This is a genomic window from Metabacillus mangrovi, assembly GCF_009711125.1.
GTDB lineage: Bacteria > Bacillota > Bacilli > Bacillales > Bacillaceae > Metabacillus_B > Metabacillus_B mangrovi.
Map to the genome: position 1 here is coordinate 1 of NZ_WMIB01000028.1, position 22,359 is coordinate 22,359.

At 45.1% G+C, this 22,359-nt stretch carries 23 protein-coding genes and 2 tRNA genes; 17 read left to right on the forward strand and 8 right to left on the reverse strand.

Going from position 1 to position 22,359, the window contains the following annotated elements:
- Positions 1 to 110 precede the first annotated feature (110 nt).
- From GKZ89_RS18415 to rocF, 3 genes are all read left to right on the forward strand, one after another.
- Positions 111 to 185, forward strand: a tRNA-Gly gene (locus tag GKZ89_RS18415).
- A gap of 9 nt (positions 186 to 194) precedes the next feature.
- Positions 195 to 270: transfer RNA gene (locus tag GKZ89_RS18420), tRNA-Ala, on the forward strand.
- 186 nt (positions 271 to 456) lie between these two features.
- Positions 457 to 1,362: an arginase gene (gene rocF / locus GKZ89_RS18425; RefSeq protein WP_155113871.1), complete on the forward strand. Its 906-nt coding sequence runs from the start codon at positions 457 to 459 to the stop codon at positions 1,360 to 1,362.
- Here rocF and GKZ89_RS18430 read toward each other — a convergent pair.
- Positions 1,357 to 1,512, reverse strand: coding sequence for a histidine phosphatase family protein (locus GKZ89_RS18430; RefSeq protein WP_155113872.1), 156 nt, complete (start codon positions 1,510 to 1,512; stop codon positions 1,357 to 1,359). The genes rocF and GKZ89_RS18430 overlap by 6 nt on opposite strands.
- A 177-nt stretch (positions 1,513 to 1,689) precedes the next feature.
- On the opposite strand from GKZ89_RS18430, the gene sigW reads away from it, so the two are divergent.
- From sigW to glmS, 6 genes are all read left to right on the forward strand, one after another.
- Positions 1,690 to 2,253: an RNA polymerase sigma factor SigW gene (sigW, locus tag GKZ89_RS18435; RefSeq protein ID WP_155113873.1), complete on the forward strand. Its 564-nt coding sequence runs from the start codon at positions 1,690 to 1,692 to the stop codon at positions 2,251 to 2,253.
- 16 nt (positions 2,254 to 2,269) lie between these two features.
- Positions 2,270 to 2,881 carry an anti-sigma factor family protein gene (locus GKZ89_RS18440; protein ID WP_155113874.1) on the forward strand — a complete coding sequence of 204 codons (612 nt, stop codon included), beginning with the start codon at positions 2,270 to 2,272 and terminating at the stop codon, positions 2,879 to 2,881.
- Positions 2,882 to 3,086: 205 nt separating this feature from the next.
- A complete protein-coding gene (gene cdaA, locus GKZ89_RS18445; RefSeq protein ID WP_155113875.1) occupies positions 3,087 to 3,905 on the forward strand; it encodes a diadenylate cyclase CdaA in 819 nt (272 codons plus the stop codon).
- Positions 3,898 to 5,199 carry a CdaR family protein gene (locus tag GKZ89_RS18450; RefSeq protein ID WP_155113876.1) on the forward strand — a complete coding sequence of 434 codons (1,302 nt, stop codon included), beginning with the start codon at positions 3,898 to 3,900 and terminating at the stop codon, positions 5,197 to 5,199. The genes cdaA and GKZ89_RS18450 overlap by 8 nt, the downstream gene beginning before the upstream one ends.
- 26 nt (positions 5,200 to 5,225) lie before the next feature.
- On the forward strand, positions 5,226 to 6,572 hold the full coding sequence (gene glmM / locus GKZ89_RS18455) for a phosphoglucosamine mutase (protein WP_155113877.1): 1,347 nt from the start codon (positions 5,226 to 5,228) through the stop codon (positions 6,570 to 6,572).
- Positions 6,573 to 7,502: 930 nt separating this feature from the next.
- A complete protein-coding gene (gene glmS / locus GKZ89_RS18460; protein WP_155113878.1) occupies positions 7,503 to 9,305 on the forward strand; it encodes a glutamine--fructose-6-phosphate transaminase (isomerizing) in 1,803 nt (600 codons plus the stop codon).
- Between the two features lie 407 nt (positions 9,306 to 9,712).
- On the opposite strand, the gene GKZ89_RS18465 is transcribed toward glmS, so the two are convergent.
- From GKZ89_RS18465 to GKZ89_RS18480, 4 genes are all read right to left on the reverse strand, one after another.
- On the reverse strand, positions 9,713 to 10,009 hold the full coding sequence (locus GKZ89_RS18465; RefSeq protein WP_155113879.1) for a hypothetical protein: 297 nt from the start codon (positions 10,007 to 10,009) through the stop codon (positions 9,713 to 9,715).
- Between the two features lie 611 nt (positions 10,010 to 10,620).
- Positions 10,621 to 11,265 (reverse strand): hypothetical protein, encoded by a 645-nt coding sequence (locus GKZ89_RS18470; protein WP_155113880.1) that lies wholly within the window; start codon positions 11,263 to 11,265, stop codon positions 10,621 to 10,623.
- A 1,181-nt stretch (positions 11,266 to 12,446) separates the two neighbouring features.
- Complete coding sequence (locus GKZ89_RS18475) at positions 12,447 to 12,656, reverse strand: helix-turn-helix domain-containing protein (protein ID WP_155113881.1); 210 nt, start codon at positions 12,654 to 12,656, stop codon at positions 12,447 to 12,449.
- A gap of 9 nt (positions 12,657 to 12,665) precedes the next feature.
- A complete protein-coding gene (locus GKZ89_RS18480) occupies positions 12,666 to 13,142 on the reverse strand; it encodes a DUF2975 domain-containing protein (protein WP_162357078.1) in 477 nt (158 codons plus the stop codon).
- 196 nt (positions 13,143 to 13,338) lie between these two features.
- Here GKZ89_RS18480 and GKZ89_RS18485 point away from each other — a divergent pair, with 196 nt between their 5' ends.
- From GKZ89_RS18485 to gvpA, 5 genes are read left to right on the forward strand one after another with little or no spacing between them, the layout of a single operon-like run.
- On the forward strand, positions 13,339 to 13,596 hold the full coding sequence (locus GKZ89_RS18485) for a gas vesicle protein GvpO (RefSeq protein WP_162357081.1): 258 nt from the start codon (positions 13,339 to 13,341) through the stop codon (positions 13,594 to 13,596).
- The gene (locus GKZ89_RS18490) at positions 13,593 to 14,321 is read left to right on the forward strand and encodes a GvpL/GvpF family gas vesicle protein (RefSeq protein WP_241680325.1); all 729 of its coding nucleotides are present in this window, start codon (positions 13,593 to 13,595) and stop codon (positions 14,319 to 14,321) included. The genes GKZ89_RS18485 and GKZ89_RS18490 overlap by 4 nt, the downstream gene beginning before the upstream one ends.
- The gene (locus GKZ89_RS18495; protein ID WP_155113884.1) at positions 14,318 to 14,566 is read left to right on the forward strand and encodes a gas vesicle protein GvpG; all 249 of its coding nucleotides are present in this window, start codon (positions 14,318 to 14,320) and stop codon (positions 14,564 to 14,566) included. Before GKZ89_RS18490 ends, GKZ89_RS18495 begins: the two co-directional genes overlap by 4 nt.
- Positions 14,567 to 14,616: 50 nt before the next feature.
- Positions 14,617 to 14,997, forward strand: coding sequence for a gas vesicle accessory protein GvpU (gene gvpU, locus GKZ89_RS18500; RefSeq protein ID WP_155113885.1), 381 nt, complete (start codon positions 14,617 to 14,619; stop codon positions 14,995 to 14,997).
- Positions 14,998 to 15,012: 15 nt separating this feature from the next.
- Positions 15,013 to 15,294 (forward strand): gas vesicle structural protein GvpA, encoded by a 282-nt coding sequence (gvpA, locus tag GKZ89_RS18505; RefSeq protein ID WP_155113886.1) that lies wholly within the window; start codon positions 15,013 to 15,015, stop codon positions 15,292 to 15,294.
- Positions 15,295 to 15,426: 132 nt separating this feature from the next.
- Here gvpA and GKZ89_RS18510 read toward each other — a convergent pair whose 3' ends face one another.
- From GKZ89_RS18510 to GKZ89_RS18520, 3 genes are all read right to left on the reverse strand, one after another.
- Positions 15,427 to 16,668 carry a Zn-dependent hydrolase gene (locus tag GKZ89_RS18510; protein WP_155113887.1) on the reverse strand — a complete coding sequence of 414 codons (1,242 nt, stop codon included), beginning with the start codon at positions 16,666 to 16,668 and terminating at the stop codon, positions 15,427 to 15,429.
- A 16-nt stretch (positions 16,669 to 16,684) separates the two neighbouring features.
- A complete protein-coding gene (locus GKZ89_RS18515; protein WP_155113888.1) occupies positions 16,685 to 17,899 on the reverse strand; it encodes a hypothetical protein in 1,215 nt (404 codons plus the stop codon).
- Positions 17,900 to 18,361: 462 nt separating this feature from the next.
- Positions 18,362 to 19,264, reverse strand: coding sequence for a LysR family transcriptional regulator (locus GKZ89_RS18520; protein ID WP_155113889.1), 903 nt, complete (start codon positions 19,262 to 19,264; stop codon positions 18,362 to 18,364).
- Positions 19,265 to 19,386: 122 nt separating this feature from the next.
- On the opposite strand from GKZ89_RS18520, the gene GKZ89_RS18525 reads away from it, so the two are divergent.
- The 3 genes from GKZ89_RS18525 (at position 19,387) to GKZ89_RS18535 (ending at position 22,277) form a co-directional block, all read left to right on the forward strand.
- On the forward strand, positions 19,387 to 20,562 hold the full coding sequence (locus tag GKZ89_RS18525; protein WP_155113890.1) for an MFS transporter: 1,176 nt from the start codon (positions 19,387 to 19,389) through the stop codon (positions 20,560 to 20,562).
- Between the two features lie 2 nt (positions 20,563 to 20,564).
- Entirely contained in the window at positions 20,565 to 21,074 is a 510-nt protein-coding gene (locus GKZ89_RS18530) for a cyclophilin-like fold protein (protein WP_155113891.1), read from the forward strand.
- 198 nt (positions 21,075 to 21,272) lie between these two features.
- Positions 21,273 to 22,277 carry a LytTR family transcriptional regulator DNA-binding domain-containing protein gene (locus tag GKZ89_RS18535; RefSeq protein WP_241680322.1) on the forward strand — a complete coding sequence of 335 codons (1,005 nt, stop codon included), beginning with the start codon at positions 21,273 to 21,275 and terminating at the stop codon, positions 22,275 to 22,277.
- Positions 22,278 to 22,359: the final 82 nt, after the last annotated feature.

The window sequence follows — 22,359 nt, forward strand, 5'->3', positions numbered from 1 at the left end:
GTGGCGGAATTGGCAGACGCACCAGACTTAGGATCTGGCGCCTTCGGGCGTGGGGGTTCGACTCCCTTCACCCGCATTAGTTTTATTCAGGAGACTTGCCCTGTCAACTAGCGGAAGTAGTTCAGTGGTAGAACACCACCTTGCCAAGGTGGGGGTCGCGGGTTCGAATCCCGTCTTCCGCTCCAAATATGTAAGGGGCCTTAGCTCAGCTGGGAGAGCGCCTGCCTTGCACGCAGGAGGTCAGCGGTTCGATCCCGCTAGGCTCCACCAATCATGATTTGTTGTCTTTCACAATGGGAAAGGCTTTTTTTGTGTCTTTTTTTACGTATGGCCTCCATAGCTTCTGCTGTTGTTATTCCCGGAATGTTCTGTATTTTTATTCACCATTTTGTCGAGTTGAGTCATACCGCCTCTTGTATGTAAAATAAGAGCAGACAGAGAAGAGGAGGAGTACATATGGCAGCAGATAAAATATCAATCATTGGTGTCCCGATGGATCTTGGGCAGACAAGAAGGGGCGTCGATATGGGGCCGAGTGCCATCCGTTACGCTGGAATTGTGGAACGGCTCGAGCTTCTTGATTATACGATTGAAGACAGTGGGGATATCGAGATTGGCAAACGGGAGAAAGAGCTGGAAGAACCTTTATATAATTTGAAAAATTTGAAAGCGGTATCAGAGGCGAGTGAACTGCTCGCGTCCAAAGTACATGATGTGATAAATACAGGTGCGTTCCCGCTCGTTTTAGGAGGGGATCACAGTATTGCCATCGGTACGCTTGCAGGTCTTGCAAAAAAGTATAAGAACCTGGGGGTCATCTGGTACGACGCTCACGGTGATTTGAACACAGCAGACACATCCCCTTCCGGCAACATTCATGGGATGCCGCTGGCGGCAAGCCTTGGGATCGGAGACCCGGCCCTGACCGGTATCGCCGGTATTACGCCTAAGATTAAGCCGGAGAATGTCGTCATTATTGGAGCCCGTTCTTTAGATGAGGGAGAGAGGAAGCTTATCAAGGAAAAGGGGATCCGCGTATACACGATGCATGAAGTGGATCGTATGGGAATGACGCGTATTATGGAAGAAACGATCGAGTACTTAAAGGACCGGACAGACGGGGTCCATTTATCCCTGGATCTGGACGGTCTCGATCCGCATGATGCTCCGGGTGTTGGAACACCGGTAATTGGGGGCATCAGTTACCGGGAGAGCCACCTCGCTATGGAGATGCTGGCCGAATCCGGGATGATTACATCTGCAGAGTTTGTTGAGGTGAACCCGATTCTGGATGAACGGAATAAGACCGCCTCTGTTGCAGTAGCTCTGATGGGTTCGCTGTTTGGAGAGAAGCTTTTATAAGTTGGAGGGCCGGTTCAGCCGGCCCTTTTCCGTGTCGGTTTTTCGAAAGGTGAGCATCAGTGCCTGATTTTTTCCTTCTTCCGTCAGAGCTGCATCCGCATCCTGGCCGCCAGACTCGCAATGCCGGATTACATATATTTTTTTCTCCATCTTCCGCCTCCCTTTGACTCGTACCATAATTTACTGAGCAAACGTCACATAACCTTTAAACTTCCCGTCTACAAGTTGCCATTTATTTGTTAAACTGTTTTTATGAAAAAAAAGTGAAACTTTTTGGTCTTTAGAACGTATTCCTACAGACCCGCGAGAGAGATGAGGGTAGAATAGATGGAAACTCTGGTTAAGAATAGAATAAGAGAGGTAATCAAGGGAGATCAGAATGCCTTTGCTGAGATTGTGGATCTTTATAAAGATAAGATTTATCATCTTTGCTACAGGATGCTCGGCAATGCGCATGAAGCGGAGGACATTGCCCAGGAAGCATTTATCCGGGCTTATGTGAATATTCACCGCTATGATCTTAATAAAAAGTTTTCTACCTGGCTGTACCGCATTGCGACGAATTTATCGATTGACCGGATCCGGAAGAAGAAGCCTGATTATTATCTTGACGCTGAGATTGCAGGGACAGAAGGACTTACGATGTATTCACAGGTTGCAGCGGATATTGCCCTTCCGGAAGAAGAAGTGGAGACGCTGGAACTGCAGGAAACGATTCAAAAAGAAATTTTGAAGCTTCCGGAAAAATACCGCAGTGTTATCGTATTGAAATACATTGATGAGCTGTCGATTCTGGAAATCAGCGAAATTCTTGAAATCCCTGAAGGAACGGTAAAGACAAGAATACATCGCGGCAGGGAAGCTTTGAGGAAACAGCTGAGGCATTTATAAAGAGAGGTGTACGAAAATGGCATGTTCTGAAGAAACGGTGTCATTGATGCATAAATATCTCGATTACGAGATGGAGCAGCAGGAAGAGCAAAAGTTAAGAGAGCATTTAAAAGAGTGTGGAGACTGCCATGCTCATTTTCAGGAATTGAAAAAGTCCATTGCCCTTGTTCAAAGCACGTCGCACGTTCAGGTGCCGGCTGATTTTACGGCAAAGGTCATGGCAAGGCTGCCTAAAGAAAAGAAAAGGGTTGGGGCCGGAAGATGGTTTAAGGCACATCCATTGCTGATTGCAGCTTCACTGTTTTTGATCCTGATGAGCAGCAGTCTGGTTTCGGCATGGTCAACCGACCATCAGTTCAGTGTAACGAAAAACCCGAAGCTGATTGTTCAAAATGACAAGGTAATCGTGCCGGAAGGAGAAGTGATCACAGAAGATATCACGGTCCGGAATGGCACACTCTCCATTGAAGGAAAAGTAGAAGGCGATGTCACTGTCATTAATGGGGAAGAATATACGGCTGCGGCGGGGGAAGTAACTGGGGATATTCAGGAAATTAATGAGCTGTTTGACTGGCTGTGGTATAAGATGAAATCCTTTGGTTCAGACGTTGTCGGAGTTTTTCAATAGCTAATAGAACGGAATTGAATCAGGTATACTAATTCAAAGGTCATCTTTTAGGATGGCCTTTTGGTTTCGTTATTTATGAAAAATATTTTGTGCTATAATGGGGTAGTTAGCGGCAGGTATGTGCAAAGCAATATACATACGCAAAGCGCGATAGCTTTTTTGATTGAAAATTTACTTTTTAAATGAACTGGTGGAGGAAACAGGTATGGCATTTGAAGACATAGATGTTCTTAAATACTTAGGCACTGCCATTGATATTCTCCTGGTTTGGTTCGTTATATATAAACTGATTATGGTAATTAGGGGCACAAAAGCCGTTCAGCTGCTAAAAGGAATCATTGTGATCCTTTTAGTGAAAACAATCAGCGGATTTTTAGGGCTTAATACAATCTTCTGGTTAATGGACCAAGCCATCTCCTGGGGGTTTATCGCGATTATCGTTATTTTCCAGCCTGAATTGAGAAGAGCGCTTGAGCAGCTTGGAAGGGGAAGGCTGTTCTCTAAGAGTGCCTTTCCTGAAGAGGATGAACGCGTCAAGCTGACCGATGACGTCGTAAAGGCAACCTCCTATATGGCGAAACGGCGGATCGGTGCCCTGATGACCATCGAGCGGGAAACGGGGATGGGCGATTATATCGAAACCGGCATTCCGATGAATGCAAATGTTTCGTCAGAGCTGCTTATCAATGTATTTATCCCGAACACCCCGCTTCATGACGGGGCGGTCATCATCCGCGGCAGCCAGATTGCCGCTGCCGCATGCTATCTCCCCTTATCCGAGAGTCCGCTCATCTCAAAGGAACTGGGGACCCGGCACAGGGCGGCCGTTGGCATCAGTGAAGTAACAGACAGCATCACCATTATCGTATCCGAGGAAACCGGCAGCATTTCCGTAGCACGGAATGGCGAGCTTCACCGGAACCTGGATGATGAAGGATTAAAAAACCTTCTGAGCTACAACTCCAGCCGGACCCGGTCCGACTCCTCGAACCGCTGGCAATGGAGGGGGAAAAAGAATGGATAAGCTGATGAGCAATACATGGTTTATGAGAATTATTGCTCTTCTTCTGGCACTGATGATTTATCTCTCGGTAAACACGGATACGACTCGCGATACTAATAATGAGACCGCGAGCAATGATGACCCTCCACAGAATGAAATCATTCCGAAGCCTCCTGGAACGGACAGTGGTGACTCAGCTCCGAATGAAACGTCAGCTGTCATTGAAGATGTTGAGCTTCGGGCGGAGACGGGCAATGAGAATTATGTTGTCTCTAATCTTCCTGAAACCGTGTCGGTTACAATTGCAGGGCCTCCAAGCCAGGTAACAACCGCTAAACAAAGGAAGAATGTGGAGGTATATGCGGATTTGACCGGTCTCGAACCGGGCAGGCATACCGTTGATCTGCAATACCAGAATCTTGACCGGTCCTTGAAGGTATCAATTGAACCGGCCAAGGTGGACATTGTAATCGATGAGAAGACGACTGAGGATTTTCCAGTCAAAGCATCTTTTATTAATGAAGAACAGATAGCAGAAGGATATACGGCGGGGGAGCCGGTCCTGAGCCCTAAAACAGTAAAGGTCACCGGCTCGAAAGCGGTCATCGACCAGATTTCCTATGTCAGAGCCAGAGTGAATCTGCAGGATGCCGATCAGGACATCAAGCAGGCAGCCCAGGTGATTGTCTATGATAAGGCAGGAAATATTCTTCCGGTAGAAACTTCACCGCGCAGCATTGAAGTGACCGTACCGATCAGCAGTCCAAGGAAGACGGTTCCTGTGAAGGTGAATGAAACAGGCAAACCGCCAGAGGGTGTCACCATCCGCTCGATCAGCGTGTCACCGGGCGAGGTTACCGCATACGGACCGCAGAACATTCTGGATAATTTGTCAGAGATCAGCGGACCCGATTTGGACTTGAGTCAGATTGAAGAAGACAGTGTGCTTGAATTGGGCCTTCCGCTTCCGGAAGGAGTAAGAGAGCTTTCCGAGCAGAAGGTCCAAGTAAAAATAGATATAGATAAAGAAGGGGAGAAAGTGCTGAAAGGCATTCCTATTCAAACGACTGGCCTTGAAGAAGGAAAAACGATTGAATACCTTGATCCTGAAAAGCAAGCCTTTGATATCAATGTAATGGGCCTGGAGGATGAGCTGACTAACGTTTCACCGGAAGATTTTGAGCTTCTGGTAGATGCCTCCCGACTTGAAGACGGTGAACAGAAGGTAAAGGTTGAGGTAAAGGGACCGGATGATGTGAAGTGGTCACTGCCCCAGGAAGAAGCAACAATTCGAATTTCGGCACTTCAATCTTGAGGAACAGAAAAAGGAGCGATTCTAACATGGGCAAGTATTTTGGAACAGATGGTGTAAGAGGTGTGGCAAACAGTGAACTGACGCCTGAGCTGGCATTTAAAATCGGACGGTTTGGCGGTTATGTGCTGACAAAGGATCAAGAGCGTCCAAAAGTATTGATCGGCCGTGATACACGTGTATCAGGACACATGCTTGAAGGAGCCCTTGTAGCCGGACTTCTTTCCATCGGCGCTGAAGTCATGCGCTTGGGAGTAATTTCAACACCGGGTGTTTCTTATCTGACAAAAGTACTGGGAGCACAGGCGGGTGTCATGATTTCTGCATCTCACAACCCTGTTCAGGATAATGGAATCAAATTTTTCGGTCCGGACGGGTTTAAGCTTGTAGATGAACAGGAGCTTGAAATTGAAACGCTGATGGATCAGGAAGTGGATACCCTTCCGAGGCCGGTTGGAGCAGACCTTGGACAGGTAAATGACTATTTTGAAGGCGGACAGAAATACCTTCAATTCCTGAAACAGACAGTGGACGAAGAATTTGCAGGCTTGCATGTTGCGCTTGATTGTGCACATGGCGCGACATCCTCTCTGGCCACTCACTTGTTTGCAGATCTTGAGGCGGATGTATCCACAATGGGAACATCTCCAAACGGCTTGAATATCAATGAAGGCGTCGGTTCCACACATCCTGAAGCCATGGCTGCGTTTGTTCTTGAAAAGGGAGCCGATATCGGACTTGCCTTTGACGGAGACGGTGACCGCCTGATTGCTGTTGATGAAAAAGGAAACATCGTAGATGGTGACCAGATCATGTTCATCTGTGCCAAATACTTATTTGAGCAAAATCAGCTGAACCAGAACACCGTTGTATCAACGGTCATGAGCAACCTCGGATTTTATAAAGGGATTGAGGCTGCCGGCCTGAAAAGCGTTCAGACAGCTGTAGGCGACCGCTATGTGGTGGAGGAAATGAAAAAGAACCACTATAATCTTGGCGGCGAGCAATCCGGCCATATCATTTTCCTTGATTACAATACAACTGGCGACGGGCTTCTTACAGCAATCCAGCTTGTGAATATATTGAAAGTTACAGGCAAAACCCTTTCTGAACTGGCTGGGGAGATGACAAAATTCCCGCAGCTGCTTGTCAATGTAAGGGTATCTGATAAATACCACGTTACCGATAACGCAAAAGTAAAAGCTGTCATTGAAGATGTTGAAAAAGAAATGGCAGGCAACGGAAGAATTCTCGTCCGTCCATCCGGTACTGAGCCTCTCGTGCGTGTTATGGCCGAAGCTCCAACTGAAGAGCTTTGCAGACAGTACGTGGACCGTATTGCAGCGGTGGTTAAGGAAGAAATGGGCATCGAATAATACATACGATTCCAGGGAAACAGGGAGACGCTCATTAAGCGTCTCCCTGTTTTTTTGTGGGCGGCTTTGCGGTGCCTGTCCCGCTGTGCTTTAAAGCAGCGGGGGACAGAGGCATGAAGCCTGAAACCATTGAGGGGCAATGGTTTAAAGGGAAAGGTGCCAGAGCTTTAGTACGGCAGAGAAAGTGGGGACAGGCACCGTGCCTGTCCCCACATCCTTTAAAGTACCAGGGGACAGAGACAGGATGCCGGGATCCCTTGGCGCCCAACGGCTGCCAGAGGCAGTGCCGGAGCTTTAGTGCTTTAGCAGAGTGAGGGTCAGAGACCAGTCACAGACCGGGTCACAGACCAATCCCTCACCAAATTTTTCATGTGAGTTAATGAGCATTTTACGCTGTGCTGTTGTGCCCTTGTAAAGGATAAAAGAAGTATAATACATCTATCTTTTAATCGGGAAAAGGTTAGAAAACCTGCCAAAAAGGGAAAAAGTCATCTTGCAATTACCTAAACCGTTTTGCTTCTGGCAGCATATACTAAAGGGATTCGGAGGGTAATGCGAAGCCATCAGGGAATATTAGGATTGACGGTTTTCTCCGATGTATTGTATTATAAACCTTGTGTTTCGATATCCTTAACCCGGGAAGCAAGGATAGCGGAATGCAGAGCAAGACAAAGCGCCTGAACTAAGCAGCGGACGGCCCATCGCTTAGTTGACGAGGAGGAGGTTTATCGATGAATCGGCGGATACCTCCCGGCTGTACGATAGCAGCCGCAAGTCTCTCTTTAAAACAGGAAGGCAACTTTTTGGACAAAGAGAGGGACACTAATCGTATCCTATAACAAATTATCTAACATGTGTGAGGGGACAGTCGAAGGTCCCCGTATTTTAAGGCTTTCCTGTCCCCTTCGCAGAAGCGGGAGGAAAACGATTATGTGTGGAATTGTAGGTTACATTGGACAGATTGATTCAAAGGAAATTTTGCTGAAAGGCCTTGAGAAGCTTGAGTACCGCGGATATGACTCCGCAGGGATCGCGCTTTCAGGCGCAGAAGGCGTTACGGTCTTTAAAGAAAAGGGCCGCATTGCGGATCTTCGTTCAATTGTGGATTCAAGTGTGACGGCACCGGTTGGAATCGGTCACACACGCTGGGCAACACATGGTGAGCCAAGCCGCGTAAACGCGCATCCTCACCAAAGTGCTTCTTCACGCCTTACATTGGTTCATAACGGCGTAATTGAGAACTATGTCCAGCTGAAAAAGGAATTCCTTGCAGACGTAGAGCTGCAAAGTGAAACGGATACAGAAGTTGTGGTCCAGGTGATCGAAAAAATGATGGATCAAGGTTCAACTGTGGAAGAAGCTTTCCGTCAGACCCTTTCCATCCTTAAAGGATCTTATGCGATTGGCCTTCTGGACAATCAGGATCCGGATACAATCTATGTAGCGAAAAACAAAAGCCCGCTGCTGGTCGGTCTTGGAGAAGGCTTTAACGTAATTGCGTCTGACGCAATGGCCATGCTTCAAGTTACAAACCAGTACGTAGAGCTGATGGATAAAGAAATGGTCATTGTTACCCGCGAGCAGGCGGTTATCAAAACGCTTACTGGAGAAGTGGTTGAACGTGCTCCATACACAGCAGAAATCGATGCAAGCGATATAGAAAAAGGAACATACCCTCACTACATGTTGAAAGAAACAGACGAGCAGCCGCTTGTTCTGCGCAAGATTATTCAGAAGTACCAAAACGAAGACGGCAAGCTTGTGATCGATCAGGACATCACAGATGCGATCGATCAGTCTGACCGTATTTACATCGTGGCATGCGGAACAAGCTACCATGCTGGACTTGTTGGCAAACAGTTCATCGAGCAATGGGCAAAAACACCGGTAGAGGTTCACGTAGCGAGCGAGTTCTCCTATAACATGCCTTTGCTGTCTGAAAAGCCGCTGTTCATCTTCATCTCTCAAAGCGGAGAGACTGCAGACAGCCGTGCCGTTCTTGTTCAGATTAAAGAGCTGGGCCACAAAGCCCTTACTATCACAAACGTTCCGGGATCCACGCTGTCACGTGAAGCGGATTACACGCTTCTGCTGCATGCCGGTCCTGAGATTGCAGTAGCTTCTACAAAAGCCTATACAGCACAGCTTGCTGTCCTTGCCATCACCGCAGCCGTAACAGCGGAAGTAAAAGGCCATGAGCTTGACCTTGATCTTGTAAAAGAGCTTGGAATCGCTGCAAACGCAATGGAAGCCCTTTGCGACCAGAAAGAAGAGATGGAGTACATCGCACGCGAGTACCTGTCTACAACTCGCAACGCTTTCTTCATCGGCCGTGCGGTTGACTACTATGTAGGTCTTGAAGGCGCACTGAAGCTGAAAGAAATCTCCTACATCCAGGCAGAAGGCTTTGCCGGAGGAGAGCTGAAACACGGTACGATCGCACTGATCGAGCAAGGCACACCGGTTATCGCGCTTGCTACACAGGAGCACGTAAACCTGAGCATTCGCGGTAACGTAAAGGAAGTCGCTGCCCGTGGAGCGAACCCTTGCATCATCTCTGCAAAAGGCCTGGACCAGGAAGACGACCGTTTCGTCCTTCCGGAAGTACACGAAGCCCTATCACCGCTAGCATCTGTTATCCCGCTTCAGCTGATCGCCTACTATGCAGCACTGCACAGAGGCTGTGACGTAGATAAGCCGCGTAACCTTGCTAAGAGTGTGACGGTGGAGTAAGAGAGTATTGCAGCCGAAAACATATGTTAAATGACAACAAAGTTGGTAACTTGACAACAAAGTCGGTAACTTGACAACAAAGTTGGTAACTTAACAACAAAGTTGGTAACTGCAAGGGTTAGTATAAGATGAAAAAATTTAAAAGCGGCAGTTTATGCCGCTTTTTTTTATAATGGCAAAGGGAGCAAAGGAAGTGTACATTTTGTATGTTTCTAATGTTAGAAAGTCTTTGAAAGAGTTATCTGAAAAAGATTATAACGATGCTATTTCCGCCCATAACGCCATCAGTCTCGGGGAGGCATATGCCCCGTTTATTGTTTGCTGAAACATTGACATGTGTTGAAAAACCGGTAGGGTGCTGTATATAGCTGGCTTCACAATGTAAAAAGCTACGGAAACCGTAGCTTTTATTTATATTCTAATTCGTCTTTAAATTTATATACTTGCCATTTGTAATTCATGGTAGAAATATAGTCCCGAATCACTACAAAGTCACCTGTTTTAGTTTTAATAAAGTATGTATTTTCTCCTTTATAATCTATTGAAGTAATATTATAGTCTTTAAATTCTTTTGATAAATTTGGATCTGTTATAATATTATCAGCAAATATACTACTCGTTATCTTATATGGACCGAATAATAATATCCCCATTATTAGTATTACAAAAAATGCAACTATTATTTTCATTGGTGTGATTTTCATTTTTAATCTCTCCTCTCAATGTAATCAAACAGTATAATTTATTTCCAGAATTGTCAATATCTGTTGTAGATTTGAATTGAAGTTTGATTAGAAATAGCAAGGGATTACAAGGCTATCACAAGAGATGGTGGGGAAGCTCGTGATATGTGGGAAAATAACTGGATGATTTCAGAAGATATTTATATTGAAGAACTTAGCCCTCTAGAAAGAGCTGACCTAGTAGTTAATAGAACTACATAAGACAATAATTCTAAATATAACTCCGTTCGAATGGAAGTTATATTTTTTTCTGAAAATCAACATTTAACGTTAACAAAGCCTTAAACAAAGAAAAGTATTGTTTAGTTGTCATTCTTATTAATAAGACCTTATATGCTGAAGCATTATCAGTTGTTTACTCAATTTCACGTGGTCTAAGGCTTTGAGCCATAAATTATTACAACTAGTCATGAAAGTATGATTAGGACTGATAAAGTTTAACTTATCGTAAAAAGGCTTAGAGATATGTTTTTCTCTAAGCCTTTTCTGTATACTGAATTAGCAATAGGGATTTGTTGTAAAATACTATCGATTAAAATTCAATGCTCTATAGCGAAGGGGATTAGTGGCTTTTAATAAATGTACTTAATTAAAAAATTTGGATCAGACTGATAGAAAAAAGTTACTACTGTCATACCATTAGAAAAGGTTTGAGATTGATCATCGATAATGTTCCCTACAAGGTCTTTACCTTCGGTAGCTTCAGAATGTAATCTCACCCCTGCTGGCAATACAGTTGTAAACCTAACAGTTCCCGCAGGCATATCAAAGCCTCTAAATGGAAGGGTTTGATATATGCTGAAATGATCGTCTACAGGGTCTCTATAAATAGAATACTCATAACTTAGGTGATATACATTGGGGCCAATAGGCTTTAATTTAATTGGCTGCATGTATAAACTTGCTAAGCCCAAAGCCATATCAGTTCGTATCCCTTCAGCTGATCCGTTTGCTACTTGCAGTGCATAGTCTTGCACTTCTCTTACTATGGTGGATTTTGGTATTGGCCCAAACTCAAACTTACCTTCTTTAAATATTCGTAAGTCTTCATCGGGAATTTTTTCCATACTCGGGACTAAAAATTCTTCATTCTCAGGAAATGTAGACTCTAGCTGAAAATAAGTTTCTACTCTAGCGGTATCATACACCTGGCCGTATCTAGATGTTGGCGTTACAGTTATGACTGTATCCTGCATCAAGCACTTCCAATTATCCATTAGATCTCCTCCTACCCCTCTAATACATAATACAACATATATGTAAAAATTATCTACTTTTAGTATCAATCATTTTAACTTTTAACAAAAATCACCTATACCTACGAGGTGTACATACTAGAAAGAAAAGCTTCAAAATATTTTTCGCCGTTAATTGTATTAGGTTGTTTTGATCTATTTTTTACATAATAATCCTTAGGGAGAATATTCACTAAACTATCCAAAACTTTTAAGGGCATTCATCTATCCTAGTTACCAACTTTGTTGTCACGCTCAAAAAACGTTGGTTACCGACTTAGTTTTCTGTTCAAGGAATCACACAGCGAAGCAATGCGGGTTTAAAGATAAAATAGTGACCGACTTAGTTGTCATTTAACACCTTGGTTGATTTATATATCCGGACCTAGGAAAACTCCTGGGGACAACAAAGCCACTGACACTTACGTCAGTGGCTTTCTTTTGTTATTTTGGTTTGCACCACATCTGTCCGGTTCATGTCCGGTATACAAAATAAGCTTTGAATCCTGCTGCCATGCTCTTGAGAGCAGGAGAGACAGTGGCAATGGAGAGAGTTGCAATTATTGTCAGACAAAGTGATTTGAATTTTATCCGATTACTTCTTTTCCTTTTGATTGGATAAGACGAGAGCAACGCCCGAAAGCAGAACCAGTACGACAAGAAGGGATTATGTCGGAAAACGGATCCAATAGCAGAAAACCAGAAAACACGATAAAGATAAACGCCAGGGTCCTGTTCATCTCTGGGGAATGGTCAAACTCCTATTATGAAAACAATTCGTTAAATTCATTCCATTTCCCTCTGCCGCAATACGAAATATAACTTAATTGTTAATGAGGCCTTGCGAGATAAACAGCAAAAAGAATGAGGAAGACTCCAAACACTATGAGAAACTTATATAAAAAGGTGCGTTTCCTGCGAGAAACACCAAGTACGGTAAAGAATAGGCCGAGTATGAATGACATGATCATGATATAAAATCCCATTTTATTCTTTCCTTTCTAAAATAATCATTCGTTCATGACGATTGGCTAGTCACTGGAACAACAGCAGCAGTAAATTCTTTATTCCTATCAAAAACCGATATTGCTTTATTTTCTAAGGCTCAAGGCGCGGTTGGTTCATCTGATTACATTCTCCAAGCCATTCCCCTTCATTAATGTTCAATCTTCACTTCTATATTCAAGAATATCACCAGGTTGACATTCTAAAGCCTTGCATATTGCTTCTAAAGTAGAAAACCTAATGGCTTTTGCCTTTCCGTTTTTCAGTATAGAAAGGTTAGACATTGTGATTCCAACTTTCTCCGTTAGTTCTGATACACTCATTTTTCTTTTAGCAAGCATTACATCAATGTTAATGATTATCGCCATATGACCACCTCATACCGTTAACTCATTTTCCGATTTTAGTTCAATTGCGCGTCTTAAAAGTTCTTGGAGAATGGCAGAAAAAACGGCAATCACAAGTGAAGCAAAAATGATGACCAACCCCATAAGGGCAATTCCAGGGTGCAAAGCATTAAGAACTGTCAAAATGATCATCCCTATTACATATAAAACGATAATGGCTATTGCACAATTCCTTATAGATCCGAGAGATTGTACAGATAAATCGGTAAAGGCATCCTTTCCTTTTATATAATTCAAAATTTTTAAGGCTTGGTATAAAGCCAGGAAAAATGGAATGGCTGTTAAATATAACCCCATAAGAACTGGCATTTTCAAATAAGCATATTCAGGGTACGTCACTGCAGTCTCTCTCGCCAAGTTTGGTAAGTAAAATACACATAATGAAAGGATGGTAAGACCGATGATAAAGATGGTTCCTTTCAAAAAAGTAGTTTTACGTGGTTTCACAAGTAATCCCTCCGCCATTTTTTGTTAATTATAATGTATTATTTGTTGTTTATCAATAAATATTTATTGTTTATTTTTGGTGCTAATGCAAATTCCTTTTTGGGAATTTTTTTATAACTGCGTTATCCTCTAATTCATAAAAACAACAGTTCAGGAAAATCTAACAGAAACAGGCAGAAAGAAAGGATGGGAACATGTGAAAGATACGCTTGATGCCCTTGAACAGTTTTTTCGTGAACATTTGGCGCCGCCTCATAAGATTCCTTCTGTTGAGCCTGAGGAGGAGGGGTTCCGGGCTTTGGTGGAAATCATTGAAGAGAAGGACTACATGCGGAAGTTTGCGCGGGATGAGATGGTGGGCGTGTACGATGTGAGGTTAAACAGCGAGAACGAGGTCATCTCGTACTCGAGACGGTATTTGAAGCACAGGGGAGATACGGGACAGTGGATATGAACACTGACAAAGGGCTGTACGTTTTTTGCATCACATCAGGACCGGACTTTTCCGGCAGAAGCATTTACTTCGACGGAATGGATCGCGAGCTGCTGGTTATCCCGTATAACGATTTGTTTTTGGCGGCTGCCGAGGTTCCGCTCCTGCTTCGGCCATCCAAAGAGAATCTTCTTTTGCATCAAAAGGTCATTACCTTTCTTATGGAGGAAAGAGAGGCAGTCTTTCCGTTCAGCTTCGGCCACATCGTCCAGTCTGTAAAACAGGCGGAGAGCCTCCTCAAGCGGCTTTACCCGGAGCTTCAGCACATGCTACCGTCTCTGAGAGGGAGGATCGAAGTAGGATTGAAGGTGATCGGAAAGAAGGAATGGCTCCTTCAGAAGCTGGAACAAGCAGTGCTGCCTATCCAGAGCCCTTCTTACAAGGAGCGGATTAAGCAGGGGGAGCTGGCGGAACGCTTTTTCCTATCGCTACGGAATCAATTTGCGGAAAGCATCCACCAAAAACTACATCAGGCTGCAGAAGATTCCAAACAGAATGGTATGTTAACAGAGACGATGCTGCTGAACGGCTCCTATCTTATCAAAAGAGAGCAGGAAGGCTCCTTTGATGAGCTTGTTGCAGAGCTGTACGAACGTTTCAAAGATCAGGCTGACTTTATCTACACAGGTCCGTGGCCGCCCTATAACTTCGTTCAGCTTCACCTGAAGGCAGAAAAAAGCTCATGATGTTTTTGCCGCTGAAGCTGCTGCTGCTCGCCGCTGAAAATGTGAAGGAAGAAGCAGACAAGGAGCTGTACGATATCGGGGTCATTCAAAAAAACCTGCTGCTGCTAGAGCTTAAATTTGAAAGAAATGAACTTTCTGAAGAGGAATACAGGTCGCAGTATGAGGAGTGGCTCAGAAGATATGAGTGTGTCAAAGAGATGGAAAGACGAGAGTGGGACAGGCTGCTGGATGATGGACCTGTTTAAAGTCCAGGTGCAGGATAGAATCAATATACATAGAGGGGACTGTATGCAAGATGGAGGATGAACGGGAATTCAGCAGGCGGGATTCTATACTTGAGACACTCGTCATTACAGCCAACCGGCATGACTTTAAGCTGGATTTGATCCTGACGGTCGATGGGAAGACGGTGAACGGGTGCCTGATCTCAGCTTCTGATTACCTGAAGGGATTAGGAGAACTGTTTGAACACAGAGAGGGCGAACATTCCGCCAAATTAAGCGCGCGTTTCCGTGAAGCGGGAAAAGGAGCACGCGACCACGAAACGGCTTCCTTCATTCATTTAACGAATGTCACGATCGATGGAGAAACAGCAGCCGCTTCCGCATATTGGAGAGGAAGGCTCGACCGAGTGAGCGGATTCGTCATCGGGAAGCCTGTGAAAAGAATTCAGTAGAAAGGAGGAACAGGGATGATGCTTGAAAAATGCAGGGATGGATCGAGCCTGGTAGAAGTGGTCGACCGCATATTAGATAAAGGAATCGTCATCGATGTATTTGCCCGCGTGTCCGTGCTGGGTGTAGAGTTACTTACAGTAGAGGCAAGGATTATCGTCTCGAGTATTGAGACCTGGCTGCGCTATGCAGATGCGGTCGATTTGCTGAGACACAAAGAACACGTTCACGATCCCACTCACAGAGAAGAGACCCGTGACCCCGAAGAACTTTTGGATAAGCTGGTTTTTCCGATATAAATCGCCACAGAAGGCTCTTGGAAAAAAAGGTGCCAGTCCTGGACACTTTTACCCTGTGTGTCCAGGACTGGCACGGAATTATTCATTTTGATCCGACCATGCATGCTGCTTATAGCTCTAGGCCTAGCATCTTTATTCAGCCTCCGTCAGCTTCTTCGCCGTTTCATAAAATATTTCAACTGCTTTCGCAATGTCCTTTGAATCCGACCATTCCTCGGGACAATGGCTCAGTCCATTCCTGCTCGGAATGAACAGCATGCCCACGTCAGTAAAATCGGAAAGGACCATTGCATCATGCCCTGCCCCGCTGTTTATCAGGCAGTACGGGATATCCAGTCTGCCGCTTTTTTCTTTTAAAAGAGACAGGATTTCTTTGTTCATTGCTTTTGGTTTCATGTAAAGCGGCTGTTCAACAGAAGTCTTGATTCCGCCTCCATCATAAGAGCGGATCCGCTTTTTTACTTTATTCACCACATTCAGCACATGCTCTTCTTTGCCTGAACGGATATCGACCGAGAATATCACGTTATCCGGGATCACATTGGCTCCATTCGGAAAAACATTCAGGCGCCCGACTGTAAGGACAGTGCCTTCCCCTTCAGCCAGAGCAAGCTCAGGAAGGCCTGCAAGGATGGCAGCAGCTGCCGCTAATGCATCTGAACGGCGGTCCATCGGGGTTGTCCCCGCATGGCCTGCCTGCCCATTGATCGTCACATTCAGCTGGGTCAGGCCGACAATGGCCTCTACCATACCTATTGAAATGCCTTTTTCTTCAAGGATTGGGCCTTGTTCAATATGGAGCTCCAGGAAGCTCTTAATCGTTTTTGGGTCTCTCTGCTTTGGAAGAGAAGGATCAAGGCCAATTTTCTTCATGGCGTCCTTCGCCAACACTCCATCCCGGTCTGCCAGCTGGAAGAATTCCTCCTCAGACATCAGGCCGGTGATGCCTCTTGAACCCATGAGCCCTCCGCCAAAGCGGGAGCCCTCCTCTTCCACCATTGCGATGATCTCCAGCGGGTATTTCGGTTTTATCTTATTCTCTGCAAACAGTGCAGCCACTTCGAGACCTGCCACAACGCCTGCTGGTCCGTCATAAGACCCGCCATTAGGGACAGAATCAAAATGGGAGCCGATCAGCACGCTTGGTGCATCCTTCAATGACCCCTCCAGCTTTCCAAAAATATTGCCAAAACCGTCCTCTGTGACTGTAAGTCCAACCTCTCTCATTTTTTCTTTTATATAATTGCGGGCCTGCAGGTCTTCCTGGCTATAGGTCAGCCGGGTCGTTCCCTGTTCGGGCGTAGCGGTGAACTTACTTAATGCATTTATATGGGTTTCAATCCTGGCAGCAAGCTGCTCTTTTACTATACTCATCCTATCCTTCCTTTCTTTATAAGAGACTGACAAAGAACCCTGCGAGGACGACAGAAACGATGGTGACAGTGATGAAGCCGCCGACGAGCATTGGCGGAAGCATATGGCTTGTCAGCATCTCCCTTTCCTCCTCATCTTCGGTCAGTGATTTGATGACTTCATTCGTGATGATATAATCTGCCGGGAAACCGTACAAAGCTGTCAATGATACGGCAAAGGCCATGTGTTTGCTGACACCGAGCATCTTTCCTGCAATAAAGGAGAAGATGTACATGCCGATGACGCCAATCACAATGGTGCCAACCAGCGGCCAGATGATTTGCAGCATCATCGATGGTGTTGCCTGCTTCAAACCGTCAAAGATGAACAGCATCAGGGCCATGATCGCAAATCCGAATGCGTTGGCTTTTTGCAGGACCTGCTTTTCCAGGAAGCCTGCACTTTTGGCGATAACACCAAACAGCAGGCAGATGACAAACGGGCTCACGCTGACAACAGGCGCCAGCCAGGCGGAAACCTGGTAAGCCAGAAAAGCAACGATCGCAAGGCGCAGCAGCTTGAAGAAATCAGTATTATATTTTTCCGGCATTCGCTTGAATAGCTTGAGCTCCGGCGCAGCCGTGCCAGCTTCAGAAGCGGCTGCCATTTCCGCCTTGGCCAGCTGCTGTTGCTTAAGCGCAGATCCTCCGCTTTTTCGGTAAGATTCAAGCAGCTTTTTCCCTTCCTTTTTCAGGACGATGGATGTGATCGGGTAGCCGGCAAAGCCCTGCATTACGTAAATGACAATCGCAAACACAGACAGAGAAGCAAGCCCTGCTTCCTTCGCTCCCTCAGACATGATCAAGGCAGAAACCACGCCTCCGACCAGTGGGGGAATCGCCACCACAATCGTCTGATAGCCAAAGATGAATGTTCCGACGGCGAACAGGACGGCAATGATGCCAAGGATGCCTGAGATTGCGATCACAATCGTTTTCCATTGGTTTTTCAGTTCCTGGACCGAAAGGAGCGTTCCCATATTCGTAATCAACAAATACATCATCAGTGTCGCAACAACCGGCGGCACTCCTGCCAGGGCGACGATATCCTGAGGGAAAAAAGTCCAGTAGCCTGCAAGAAACAAGACCGCACACACAAAGATGGAAGGTACCCATGCCTTCGTACGGACTGCAATAAAATCTCCGATAAATAAAATGAGAATTAGAATAACAACTGCCAGCATCTGGGACATAGGAAGCTCCCTCCTTCTATGGTTTTTTATTTCGGAATGCGAAAAAAATTGTTTAATTAGTATCATACACTAATTAGTCGGTTAATTTAAACTATTTAAAATATTTAAGTGGCCGTTAACGGGGAGAGGGATATTTGTATGGAGGCAAATGCTGTGCCTGACACTCACAATTGACACTCAGTACTAGGCACGTAAGCCTTCGATAATTTCCGGGGAAATATGACTAATTAGCACATTAACTGACAAACAAAAAAGTGCCTGCCCCGCTGCAGCGGGTGCCTGGCACCTAATATCCTATCCATCTCCCAGCCTTGTGCCCCGTCCCGTTCTTAGTGATATCCAGCTTAATACCAAAAGAACACATTAATGTACTCATGACGTCCTCTGTAAATGGTTTGGAGTACTTGATAGGGACACTGCTGCCCCCTTGGCTGTTGCTAGTCCTGGTCAACACTCGATATATTAACTCCTATAAAGTCTCTGATCCTCCCCAATCCCCCTCCGGACCTCCTCCAAAAACCGCCCTGCTGCATGCGAGAACGCTTGATGCTTCTTCCAAATGATGGCTAATCCGGCATGTAATTTAGGGCTTAAAGGTTTAAAGCAGAGGCTGCTGTCCCCGGAAGTGTTGATGAGTTTATCAATACATAGGGCATATCCCAATTCTTTTTCCACCATCCGTGCGGCGTTGTAGAGCAGATTATACGTACCGGTCAGATGTAAATCGTTCAGATCCTGTCCAAACCATCCGGAGATCTCGTTATCGACGGTGGTTTGGCGGGAAACGATTAACGGCTTATCCAGAAGATCCTCTGGCTGTATCGAAGACTTATGTGCCAGAGGACTGTCTTTGCGCATCAGTACCCCCCAGACATCTTTGGCCGGAAGGTGCAGGTAATCATATTTTTGCTTATCTGCCGGTTCAATTACAATTCCAAAATCCAATAATCCGCTGTCTATTTTTTCGGTAATGTCATCGGCATTTCCGCTGTATAGATGGAACCGGATTGCGGGATGATCTCCGAGGAGCCTTTTTAAAGCATCGCCAATGTAGTTCATGGCCTCTGTTTCCCCGCCGCCGATGTGAATTTCTCCGCTGATCGCTTCTTCGGGCCTGTTAAAGTTTGCTTCGGTTTTATCGACGAGCCTCACGATTTCTTTTGCTTTTGTAAGCAAAAACACCCCTTCTTCTGTTAACGAAATCTTTCTGTTTCCCCTGATGAATAAAGGAGTGCCCAATTGTGCTTCCAAGTCATTGATTTGCCTGGACAATGTGGGCTGTGAGAGATGCAGGTGTTTGGCTGCTGCCGAAATGCTTTGCTGATTGGCGACAGCAATAAAATAACGGAGCACTCGGATTTCCATTTTGAAACCTCCTATGCCTCTAATGTATATCAGGCTATTTGATATAGGTATTTGATATCTGTATCGTAGCATTTTATGATTTTAGTGGAAAGAGTTCAAGGAGTTGATGAAAGGAGGAGAGCATGATAAAAAACTCGAACGGTGTACTCATCTTCATCCTGGCAGTCGGGGTCTTCGGCATTATCAATACCGAGATGGGTGTCATAGGCATCCTTCCTGAACTTGCCGGCCATTTTGATGTCAATGTCTCAACAGCGGGGTTATTGGTTAGTCTTTTTGCACTGGCTATTGCTATTGCCGGACCAACTCTGCCTTTGGTGTTTTCTGGTATGAACCGGAAGCATGTGATGCTGATGGTGCTTGCTATCTTCATTATTGGCAACATCATCTCAATCTTTACACATGATTTTACGACGGCATTACTCGCACGTGTGATCCCGGCCTTTTTCCATCCGGTTTACGTTTCGATGGCATTTTCAGTTGCTGGTGCATCGGTCAGCGAAAAAGAGGCACCAAAAGCCATCTCCAAAGTATTTATTGGCGTGTCCGCAGGAATGGTCTTAGGGGTCCCGGCGGTCAGCCTGATCGCCAACACGGTTTCTCTGGAAGCGGCGATGTCCTTTTTCGCACTCGTAAATATTCTTACATTTATCGCGACCGTGTGGTTTGTGCCTTCAATGCCTGTAGAAGAGAGACGTTCCTATGGCTCCCAGTTGAGGATCCTGACACATGGTGTGACATGGCTTTCGATATTGGCCGTACTCTTTTTAAACGCAGCGGTGTTTGGAGTGTACAGTTACCTTGCTGAATATCTGGGTGCAGTGACCAACATGTCTGCTCAATTAATCAGCATCATGCTATTCCTTTATGGTTTGGCTAACATAGCAGGAAACATGATGGCGGGCAGAATACTTACAGAAAATCCAATCCGGACGGTAACGATTTTCCCTCTCGCATTACTGGCCGTTTATCTCGTTTTTTACTTTGTTGCGGAGCTTGCAATGCCTACAGCATGTATCATTTTAGCCTGGGGGATTCTCGGGGGGATCGGCGCCAATATCAATCAATATTGGATGACTTCTTCTGCTCCGCAGGCGCCGGAATTTGCGAACGGATTGTTCCTGACTTCTGTGAACTTAGGCACCACGATTGGAGCGGGGATTGCAGGGATCATCATGGCACAGATCGGAACGAGGTACATTTTGTCCGTCGGCGTTCTCTCTCTGGTGATCGGGTTTGTTTTCATTCTGCTTCGAAATTCACTGTATAAGAATCTTGAATATGGAAGAGGAGACTGAAAATGAAAAGATGGTTCCGGGCTGTATTGGCAATCGTGCTTATCTCCGTCCTTGCAGCATGCGGAGATAAGAGTGAAGGCAGAAATGAAGAGATTACGAACGAGCAAGAGAATCCATCCGGGGAGACAAGGGGGAAGAATGAGATGAATCATTCAGCAGAAAAAATAGCCGTGACGCTTGAAGGCGGGGAAATCATCATCAATGTTTATAACAATCCCACGGCGAAGGAGTTTTTGGAGCAGCTTCCTTTGACCATGACCTTTGAAGAATTTGGGGGATTCGAGAAACTAAGCTATCCGCCTGAAAAACTAACGGTGGAAGGTGCACCTTCAGGGTACACGCCTCAGCGCGGGGATTTTGCTTATTATGCTCCGTGGGGCGATGTAGCGATGTTTTATAATAAGCATAGCTACTCGGCTGGACTTGTTAAAATAGGAGAGATTGAATCAGGAGTAGAATTGCTTGAAACGATGGAGAAGGATTTTACGGTTTCAATCAAGAGAGTGGATTAGAGCGGAGAATTTTCGGTTTGCAGAGAGCTTTTGATGAAGTCGTGAAGAAAGTTCAATGAAAATAAAGCAAAGGCTCACCCTTTTAGATTATAGTTATCTAAAGGGGTGTTTTTATGGCTGAGGAATTCATTGGCTGATACCTTACCTGCGGATATGACATAAGAACCAAGTACATAAATAAGTAAAGAAAGTGTGTTTATGATGACTTTTGTTTCTTTAAATCAAGTAATGAAAGAAGAAGCCCACCGGATGATCTTAAAGAATGTAGATTTAGTGATTGGTGAGTCCTCGCAAATCGGGATCAAGATGTCCAATGAAGAAAGTGTCGTGCTGTTTGATTTGATCAAGGGGAGAATTCCTCCTTCCAGCGGCCATATCCACAGAGAGACAGAATCGATTCTTTCACACATGAAAGAGGATGGCTTATATGATTCGCTGACTGTCCAAGGGTACCTGAAATTTTTTAAGCAGCTTGCAGATTTTCCGGACCCTTTAGAGGATTCCATAGCAGCCTTTTCTCTGCTGGATGTGTGGGATACGAAAATAAAAAAATTAACAGATGATCAGAAAAGCAGGGTCAGCTTATTTCGAATGTCTATGTTTTCTCCGGATGTGCTGTTAATTGAAAATCCGTTAACTAATTTATCAGGAGAAGGAATTGATCTTTATTTAAAAGCCGTTGAACATGTCCGTTCCGGTAACACCGCCACTGTCATCACCTCCAATTCGATTGAAGATCTATTGCTGTTAAGCAGTGAGATCTACCGCTATAACCAGACAACGGGACTGGAAAAAACGGATCTTTTCGCCGAGGACCCGGATCAGATTTTTATGCAAAAGAAAGAGAGCGAACCCCTCAAGCCAAACCGTGTTTTCAAAGTAACATGCAAATTAGCAGATAAAACCATCTTTTTCAGTCCTGATGAAATCGATTATATTGAAAGCATCAACAGTGTGAGCCATATACGCGTTAATGAAGAGTACTTCCCGACAGACTTGACTATGAATGACCTCGAAGGGAAATTAATCACATTTGGTTTCTTTAGATGCCACCGCTCCTATTTAGTGAACCTGCAGCGGGTCTCAGAATTGATCAGTTATTCAAAGAACAGCTACACGCTGATTTTAAAAGGCCATCCGAATGTAAAGCTTCCTCTTTCCCGGACCCGTTTAGAAGAAATGAAGCAATTGCTCGATTTTTAGCGTACCAGTGAGGCAGAAATGAGTACATTTCAGCCTTTTTTTACTGCATTTGGGCTTTTTACAGTACGGTTCAGCGGGTTTT

Excerpts from the sequence above, each read along its gene's own strand:
- rocF (WP_155113871.1), top strand. The coding sequence starts at position 457 with ATGGCAGCAGATAAAATATCAATCATTGGTGTCCCGATGGATCTTGGG.
- GKZ89_RS18430 (WP_155113872.1), bottom strand. The coding sequence starts at position 1,512 with ATGGAGAAAAAAATATATGTAATCCGGCATTGCGAGTCTGGCGGCCAG.
- sigW (WP_155113873.1), top strand. The coding sequence starts at position 1,690 with ATGGAAACTCTGGTTAAGAATAGAATAAGAGAGGTAATCAAGGGAGAT.
- GKZ89_RS18440 (WP_155113874.1), top strand. The coding sequence starts at position 2,270 with ATGGCATGTTCTGAAGAAACGGTGTCATTGATGCATAAATATCTCGAT.
- cdaA (WP_155113875.1), top strand. The coding sequence starts at position 3,087 with ATGGCATTTGAAGACATAGATGTTCTTAAATACTTAGGCACTGCCATT.
- GKZ89_RS18450 (WP_155113876.1), top strand. The coding sequence starts at position 3,898 with ATGGATAAGCTGATGAGCAATACATGGTTTATGAGAATTATTGCTCTT.
- glmM (WP_155113877.1), top strand. The coding sequence starts at position 5,226 with ATGGGCAAGTATTTTGGAACAGATGGTGTAAGAGGTGTGGCAAACAGT.
- glmS (WP_155113878.1), top strand. The coding sequence starts at position 7,503 with ATGTGTGGAATTGTAGGTTACATTGGACAGATTGATTCAAAGGAAATT.
- GKZ89_RS18465 (WP_155113879.1), bottom strand. The coding sequence starts at position 10,009 with ATGAAAATCACACCAATGAAAATAATAGTTGCATTTTTTGTAATACTA.
- GKZ89_RS18470 (WP_155113880.1), bottom strand. The coding sequence starts at position 11,265 with ATGGATAATTGGAAGTGCTTGATGCAGGATACAGTCATAACTGTAACG.
- GKZ89_RS18475 (WP_155113881.1), bottom strand. The coding sequence starts at position 12,656 with ATGGCGATAATCATTAACATTGATGTAATGCTTGCTAAAAGAAAAATG.
- GKZ89_RS18490 (WP_241680325.1), top strand. The coding sequence starts at position 13,593 with ATGAACACTGACAAAGGGCTGTACGTTTTTTGCATCACATCAGGACCG.
- GKZ89_RS18495 (WP_155113884.1), top strand. The coding sequence starts at position 14,318 with ATGATGTTTTTGCCGCTGAAGCTGCTGCTGCTCGCCGCTGAAAATGTG.
- gvpU (WP_155113885.1), top strand. The coding sequence starts at position 14,617 with ATGGAGGATGAACGGGAATTCAGCAGGCGGGATTCTATACTTGAGACA.
- gvpA (WP_155113886.1), top strand. The coding sequence starts at position 15,013 with ATGATGCTTGAAAAATGCAGGGATGGATCGAGCCTGGTAGAAGTGGTC.
- GKZ89_RS18510 (WP_155113887.1), bottom strand. The coding sequence starts at position 16,668 with ATGAGTATAGTAAAAGAGCAGCTTGCTGCCAGGATTGAAACCCATATA.
- GKZ89_RS18515 (WP_155113888.1), bottom strand. The coding sequence starts at position 17,899 with ATGTCCCAGATGCTGGCAGTTGTTATTCTAATTCTCATTTTATTTATC.
- GKZ89_RS18520 (WP_155113889.1), bottom strand. The coding sequence starts at position 19,264 with ATGGAAATCCGAGTGCTCCGTTATTTTATTGCTGTCGCCAATCAGCAA.
- GKZ89_RS18525 (WP_155113890.1), top strand. The coding sequence starts at position 19,387 with ATGATAAAAAACTCGAACGGTGTACTCATCTTCATCCTGGCAGTCGGG.
- GKZ89_RS18530 (WP_155113891.1), top strand. The coding sequence starts at position 20,565 with ATGAAAAGATGGTTCCGGGCTGTATTGGCAATCGTGCTTATCTCCGTC.
- GKZ89_RS18535 (WP_241680322.1), top strand. The coding sequence starts at position 21,273 with ATGATGACTTTTGTTTCTTTAAATCAAGTAATGAAAGAAGAAGCCCAC.